The organism is Nonomuraea insulae, from assembly GCF_042656245.1.
On the sequence record NZ_JBHSPA010000048.1, the window covers coordinates 182,215 to 188,975 of the forward strand.

The 6,761-nt window shown below is 72.3% G+C and carries 5 protein-coding genes; 2 read left to right on the forward strand and 3 right to left on the reverse strand.

Going from position 1 to position 6,761, the window contains the following annotated elements:
• Positions 1 to 111 precede the first annotated feature (111 nt).
• Both gndA and ACFPZ3_RS39050 read right to left on the reverse strand, forming a co-directional pair.
• A complete protein-coding gene (gndA, locus tag ACFPZ3_RS39045) occupies positions 112 to 1,536 on the reverse strand; it encodes an NADP-dependent phosphogluconate dehydrogenase (RefSeq protein WP_379519390.1) in 1,425 nt (474 codons plus the stop codon).
• 62 nt (positions 1,537 to 1,598) lie between these two features.
• A complete protein-coding gene (locus ACFPZ3_RS39050; RefSeq protein WP_379519391.1) occupies positions 1,599 to 2,291 on the reverse strand; it encodes an HAD family hydrolase in 693 nt (230 codons plus the stop codon).
• 23 nt (positions 2,292 to 2,314) lie between these two features.
• On the opposite strand from ACFPZ3_RS39050, the gene ACFPZ3_RS39055 reads away from it, so the two are divergent.
• Together ACFPZ3_RS39055 and ACFPZ3_RS39060 are read left to right on the forward strand one after the other, a co-directional pair.
• A complete protein-coding gene (locus ACFPZ3_RS39055) occupies positions 2,315 to 2,953 on the forward strand; it encodes an SDR family oxidoreductase (protein ID WP_379519392.1) in 639 nt (212 codons plus the stop codon).
• Between the two features lie 72 nt (positions 2,954 to 3,025).
• A complete protein-coding gene (locus ACFPZ3_RS39060) occupies positions 3,026 to 5,527 on the forward strand; it encodes an ATP-dependent Clp protease ATP-binding subunit (RefSeq protein ID WP_379519393.1) in 2,502 nt (833 codons plus the stop codon).
• A 3-nt stretch (positions 5,528 to 5,530) separates the two neighbouring features.
• On the opposite strand, the gene ACFPZ3_RS39065 is transcribed toward ACFPZ3_RS39060, so the two are convergent.
• Positions 5,531 to 6,761 (reverse strand): putative PEP-binding protein (locus tag ACFPZ3_RS39065; RefSeq protein WP_379519394.1); only part of this gene is annotated, 1,231 nt, incomplete at its 5' end.

Below are 6,761 nucleotides of genomic sequence, written 5' to 3' on the forward strand. Positions count from 1 at the left end.
CCGGAGGGACGCGGGCCACCGCCGGGAGTCGGCTCTCGGAGGGACGCGGGCCGTCGCCGGGAGTCGGCTTCCGGGGGGACGCGGGCCGCCGCCGGGAGCGCGTGAAGAGGGCTACGCCGGCCGCTCCTGGCGGTCGCCGGACCAGTCGGTGTGGAAGGCGCCCTCTTTGTCCACCCGGTGGTAGGTGTGCGCGCCGAAGTAGTCGCGCAGGCCCTGCACCAGCGCCGCCGGAAGGCGGTCGCGGCGCAGCCCGTCATAGTAGGCCAGGGCCGAGGAGAAGCCGGGCGTCGGCACGCCGATCTGCACCGCCGTGGAGACCACGCGCCGCCACGACTCCTGCGCGGCGTCCACCGCGCCGGCGAACGTCGGGTCGGCCAGCAGCGTCGGCAGGTTCGGGTTCGCGTCGTACGCGGCCCGGATCCGGTCCAGGAACTTGGCCCTGATGATGCACCCGCCCCGCCAGATCGTGGCCATGGCGCCGAGATCCAGGTCCCAGCCGTACTCCTTCGAGGCCGCCGCCATCTGGTCGAACCCCTGGGCGTAGGCGACGATCTTGGAGGCGTACAGGGCCTGCCGCACGTCCTCCACCAGCTCGCGCCCGCCGGTCCCTGACAGGTCGGGCCCGCTCAGCGACCGGGCCGCGGCCCGCTGCTCCGGGTGCCCCGACAACGCGCGGGCGAACGTCGCCTCCGCGATGCCCGTCACCGGCACGCCCAGGTCGAGCGCGCTCTGCACGGTCCAGCGGCCGGTGCCCTTCTGCTCGGCCTGGTCCACCACGACGTCCACGAACGGCTTGCCCGTCTCGGCGTCCACCTGGTCGAGCACCTCGGCGGTGATCTCGATCAGGTAGGAGTCGAGCTCGCCCCGGTTCCACTCCCTGAACACCTCGGCCAGCTCGGCCGGCGACACTCCCAGCGCCTGCCGCAGCAGGTCGTAGGACTCCGCGATGAGCTGCATGTCCGAATATTCGATGCCGTTGTGCACCATCTTCACGAAATGCCCGGCACCGTCAGGGCCGACGTGCACCGAACACGGCACCCCGTCCACCTTGGCGGAGATGTCCTGCAGGATCGGGCCGAGCGCCTCCCACGACTCCTTCGACCCGCCCGGCATGATGCTCGGGCCGTTCAGCGCGCCCTCCTCGCCGCCGGAGATGCCCGTGCCGACGAAGTGCAGGCCCCGCTCGCGCAGCGCCGCCTCGCGCCGCCGGGTGTCGGCGAAGTGCGCGTTGCCGCCGTCGACGATCATGTCGCCCGGCTCCATCAGGTCGGCGAGCTGGTCGATCACCGCGTCGGTGCCCGCCCCCGCCTTCACCATGATGATCGCCCGCCGCGGCCGCTTCAGCGAGGCCACGAATCCGGCCAGGTCCTCGGACGGCACGAACGTGCCCTCCTGGCCGAACTCCTTCACCAACTGCTGGGTACGGCCGTATGAGCGGTTGTGCACGGCCACCGCGTACCCGTGCCTGGCCAGGTTCCTGGCCAGGTTGCGGCCCATGACCGCCAGACCGGTGACGCCGATGTCTGCCAAGTCCATTTCAGCTCCTCTTTGGGGGATACGCATGATCCAGCTTGGAGGTTCGCAGCGATATTCCCATCTCAGTCGCTCTGGCGTACGCCGAGCTCGTCGAGCCGGTCCAGCATGTTCGCCGGGTCGGCGTACACCCTGAATGCCCCCGCGCGTTCCAGCTCGTCCCTGCCGTACCCTCCCGACAGCAACCCGATGCCCAGCGATCCGGCCCGGCGGGCGGCGAGCAGGTCCCAGACGCTGTCGCCCACCACCATGGCATGCGCGGGATCCACCTGCGCGAGAGCCGCACCGGCGAGGAAAAGGTCGGGATCGGGCTTGGCCCTGCGCACCATGTCACGGGTGACCATCGGCGTGTCGTCCGGCAGGTTCAGCATGCCCAGCGCGAGGCGGGCGGTGCGGGCGTAGCCGCTGGTCGCGATGGCCCAGGGCACGCCGCGCGCGGTCAGCTCGCCCAGCAGCTCCGTCGCGCCGGGCAGCGGCTGGACCGAGTGCGCCTGCTGCTCGTACGCCTCCGCGTGCGTCGTCTGCAACTCCTCGATCTGCTCCCGCGTCAGCTTGAGCCCCGTCTCACGCAGCAGGGCGCTCACGAACAACCCGCCGCTCATGCCGATGCGGCGGTGGATCCGCCACACCGACAGGTCGATGCCCATCCCGGACAACGCCTGCCGCCAGGCCACCACGTGCTGGTAGACGCTGTCGATCAAGGTGCCGTCGAGGTCGAACAGGAACGCGGGCGTGGGCGCCTGCGGGAAGTCGCGCATACGTCCATGACACCATGGCGGACATGCGGATCATCATCGCGGGTGGCCATGGGAAGATCGCGCTGCGGCTGGCCGCCCGGCTCACATCAGGCGCCGTCGGGCTGGTGCGCAACCCGGCTCACGTCGCCGACGTCGAGGCCACCGGCGCCGAGGCCGTGGTGTGCGATCTGGAGCGCGCGAGCCTCGACGACGTCGTGAACGTCCTGGAGGGCGCCGACGCCGTCGTCTTCGCGGCCGGCGCCGGGCCCGGCAGCGGCGCGCCGCGCAAGGACACCGTCGACCGGGGCGCCTCCGTGCTGCTCGCCGAGGCGGCGGAACGGGCGGGCGTGCGGCGCTTCATCCAGATCTCCTCCATGGGCGCCGGCAAGCCGCCCGCAGGCGGCGACGAGGTGTGGGCCGCCTACATCCAGGCGAAGACCGAGGCCGAGGCCGACCTGCGCGCCCGCGACCTGGCCTGGACGATCCTGCGGCCGGGGGCCTTGACCGACGACCCCGGCACCGGGCTGGTCCGGCTGGCCCCGGAGGTCCCCCGGGGCGCGGTGCCGCGCGACGACGTGGCCGCCGTGATCGTCGCGCTGCTGGAGAACCCCGGCACCGTCCACCGGACCCTGGAACTCGTCTCCGGCGACACGCCCATCATCGACCTCGTCGCCACAGAGTGAGCTTTGCCGATTGCTGGCTATGACTTGCGGTGTGCGCGGCTAGATGTCCCCTGAGTACGAGGGAGACATGCGATGTCGGACATGCCGTTCAGGTCGTTTTTCGGTGGGGACCCGTTCAGAGGGTTCGAAGAGCTCACGGGCCGGGTCTTCGGCGGCATGGAGGGCTGGCCGCCGTCCCGGCCCGGCGTCCAGCGGGTGGACGTGGGCCGGCTGCTGAGCGCCTCGGCCAGGGAGGCGCTGAGCCGGGCGCTGGAGGGCGCCGGCCGGCGGGGCGCCCCCGACCTGGACGTGCTGGACATGCTCGACGCGCTGATCGAGGACGATTCCATCAAGGCCATGCTGCGCACGGCCGGGGTGGACGTCGGCCGGCTGCGCGACAGCATCGGCGCGGCGACCGGTCCTGGCCAGGCCACAGAGCCGCCCACGACGCTCTCCCCGGCCGCCAAACGCGCCTTCCTGGACGCCCAGCGGATCTCACGGGCGTTGGAGTCGTCGTACATCGGGCCCGAGCACCTGCTGCTCGCGCTGGCCGCCAACCCCGACTCCGTCGCTGCCCGCCTCCTGCGGGAGCAGGGCGTCTCGGCGAACGAGCTGCAGGAGGCCATGATGATGGGCTCGGGCCGCGCGGGAGGCGCGGGCGGCGACGGCAGGCGGGCGACCGACACGCCCGCGCTCGACGAGTACGGACGCGACATCACCGAGGAGGCCCGCCAGGGCCGCATCGACCCGGTCGTGGGCCGCGAGGACGAGATCGAGCAGTGCATCGAGGTGTTGTCGCGGCGCACCAAGAACAACCCGTGCCTGATCGGCGAGCCCGGCGTCGGCAAGACCGCGATCGTGGAGGGCATCGCCCAGCGCATCGTGAACGGCAGCGTGCCCGACCTGCTCAAGGACCGCCGCGTCATCGCCCTCGACCTGACCGGGATGGTGGCCGGGTCGAAGTACCGGGGCGAGTTCGAGGAACGCATCAAGAAGGTCATCGACGAGGTGCGCGCGCACGCCGACGAGACGATCGTCTTCATCGACGAGGTCCACACGCTCGTCGGCGCCGGCTCCGCCGAGGGCGGCATGGACGCGGCCAACATCCTCAAGCCCGCCCTGGCCCGTGGCGAGCTGCACGTCATCGCGGCCACCACCATCGACGAGTACCGCAAGAACATCGAGAAGGACGCCGCCCTGGAGCGCCGCTTCCAGCCGATCCTGGTCCCCGAGCCGACCGTGGAGCAGACGGTGGAGATCCTGGCCGGGCTGCGGGACGCGTACGAGGCCCACCACCAGGTCCGCATCACCGACGAGGCCCTCGACGCGGCCGCCAACCTGTCGGCCCGCTACATCTCCGACCGCTTCCTGCCCGACAAGGCCATCGACCTCATGGACCAGGCCTCGGCCCGGGTACGGCTGCGCTCGCGCACGCCCGGCAGCGACGTACGCGAGCTGGAGGAGCGCCTCGACGCGCTGCGCCGCGACAAGGACCAGTCGGTCTCCTCCGACGACTTCGACCGGGCCAAGGAGCTGACCACGCAGATCGACAAGCTCCGGCCGGAGCTGGAGCGGGCCAGGCACGGCGCCGACACCGTCCCGCAGGTCATGGTGGAGGACATCGCCGAGGTCGTCTCCCGGCGTACCGGCATCCCGGTCACCCAGCTCACCGAGCAGGAGCGGGACCGCCTCATGCGGCTGGAGGAGCATCTCCACAAGCGCGTCGTCGGCCAGGACGAGGCGGTCGACGCGATCGCCGAGGCCGTGCGCAGGGCCAGGGCGGGCCTGTCGGACCCGAACCGCCCGATCGGCAGCTTCCTGTTCCTCGGCCCGACAGGCGTGGGCAAGACGGAGCTGGCCAGGGCGCTGGCGGCGGCCCTGTTCGGGGGCGAGGACCACATGGTGCGCATCGACATGAGCGAGTTCCAGGAGCGGCACACGGTCTCGCGCCTCATCGGCGCGCCGCCCGGATATGTCGGGTACGAGGAGGCGGGCCAGCTCACCGAGGCCGTACGCCGCCGCCCGCACGGCGTGATCCTGCTCGACGAGATCGAGAAGGCCCACCCCGACGTCATGAACATCCTGCTGCAGATGCTCGACGACGGCCGCCTCACCGACGGCCAGGGCCGCACGGTCGACTTCACCAACACGATCGTCATCATGACCAGCAACATCGGCGCCGAGCTGATCCTGGAGGCCACCGGCGACATCGAGCAGCAGCTCATGGAGCTGCTGCGCCGCTCCCTGCGTCCCGAACTGCTCAACCGTATCGACGAGACGATCGTCTTCAAGCGCCTCGAACGCGAGCAGCTCCGCCAGATCGTGGACCTGCTCCTCGAACGCACCCGGCAGCGGCTGCGCGGCCAGGACGTCACGATGGAGGTCACGGACGCGGCCAAGGACTGGCTGGTGGCGCGCGGCTACCAGCCCGAGTTCGGCGCCCGGCCGCTGCGCCGCACCGTGCAGCGGGAGCTGGACAACCGGCTGTCCACGATGTTGCTGACCGGCGAGGTCCAGGAGCACGGCAGGGTGACGGTGGACGTCGAGGGCGACCAGCTCCGGCTCAGGGCGCACAACCCGGAGCCGGCCGCCTGACGGTCAGTCCAGCGCGGTCTGGGCTCGTTCGCGGCACTCGTTCAGGGTGAGGCCCGCCAGCGCCTCGCGTACGGCGGGCACGCACACCGGGGCCATGGACAGGCTCGTCACGCCCAGGCCCACCAGCAGGGGCGCCATCAGCGGGTCGCCGGCCGCCTCCCCGCACACCCCGACCGGCTTGGCGACCTCCTGACCCGCCTGCGCGCACAGGGCGATCAGCTCCAGCAGGGCCGGCTGGCGCGGGTCCAGGAGGTCGGCGAGGGTGGAGTGCTGGCGGTCGGCGGCGAAGGTGTACTGGGCCAGGTCGTTGGTGCCGATGCTGAGGAAGTCCAGCTCCCCCAGCAGCCGCCTGGCGCGCAGGGCCGCCGCCGGGACCTCGACCATCGCCCCGACCTGCTCGATGCCCTTGGCCCTTGCCCGCCGGGCGAACCCGGTCGCCTCCGCCATCGTGGTGACCATCGGCGCCATCACCCACGGCCGCGTGCCCGTGAGCCTGGCCGCCTCGGCGATCGCGTCGAGCTGGGTGTCCAGCACGTCCGGCAGCAGCCGGTCCACGCGCAGGCCGCGCACGCCCAGCGCCGGGTTCTCCTCCTCAGGGAGACCGAGGAAGGGCAGCGGCTTGTCGGTGCCCGCGTCGAGCGTGCGCACGATCACGGACCCGGCCGTGGACCCGGCCGTGGACCCGGCCTCGCGGAACACCTCCGCGTACGCGCTGACCTGCTCCTCGAACGACGGCGCCACCTTGCGGCCCAGGAACAGGAACTCCGTCCTGAACAGCCCCACCCCCTCCGCGCCCGGCCGCAGGTCGGCGGCGGAGCCGACGTTGAGCAGCAGCTTCACCGGGTGCCCGTCGGCGGTCCTGCCCGGGCCCTCGCTCGTCGCCAGCCGCTGCCTGCGGGCCCGGTCGGCGCTCGTGACCTCGGCGGCCTCCTCCTCGGTGAGGCCGAGCGCGATGTCGCCGGTGCCGCCGTCCACGCCGATCACCGTGCCGTCCTCGACGCCCATGATGCCCTCGCAGGCCACCACGGCCGGCAGGCCCCTGGCCCTGGCCAGGATCGCGGTGTGGCTCGTGGGGCCGCCGCGCTCGGTCACCAGGGCGAGGACGTCCTGGCCGAGGCCGGCGGTGTCGGCGGGGGAGAGGTCGCCGGCGGCCAGCACGTACGGGTGGCCGGGGGCGGGGAGGCCGGGCATGGGCAGGTCGAGCGCGTACTCCACCGGCCGGTGTTTGAGGTCG

Bases quoted from the DNA above. Each gene is read 5' to 3' on its own strand.
- gndA (WP_379519390.1), bottom strand. From the start codon at position 1,536: ATGGACTTGGCAGACATCGGCGTCACCGGTCTGGCGGTCATGGGCCGC.
- ACFPZ3_RS39050 (WP_379519391.1), bottom strand. From the start codon at position 2,291: ATGCGCGACTTCCCGCAGGCGCCCACGCCCGCGTTCCTGTTCGACCTC.
- ACFPZ3_RS39055 (WP_379519392.1), top strand. From the start codon at position 2,315: ATGCGGATCATCATCGCGGGTGGCCATGGGAAGATCGCGCTGCGGCTG.
- ACFPZ3_RS39060 (WP_379519393.1), top strand. From the start codon at position 3,026: ATGTCGGACATGCCGTTCAGGTCGTTTTTCGGTGGGGACCCGTTCAGA.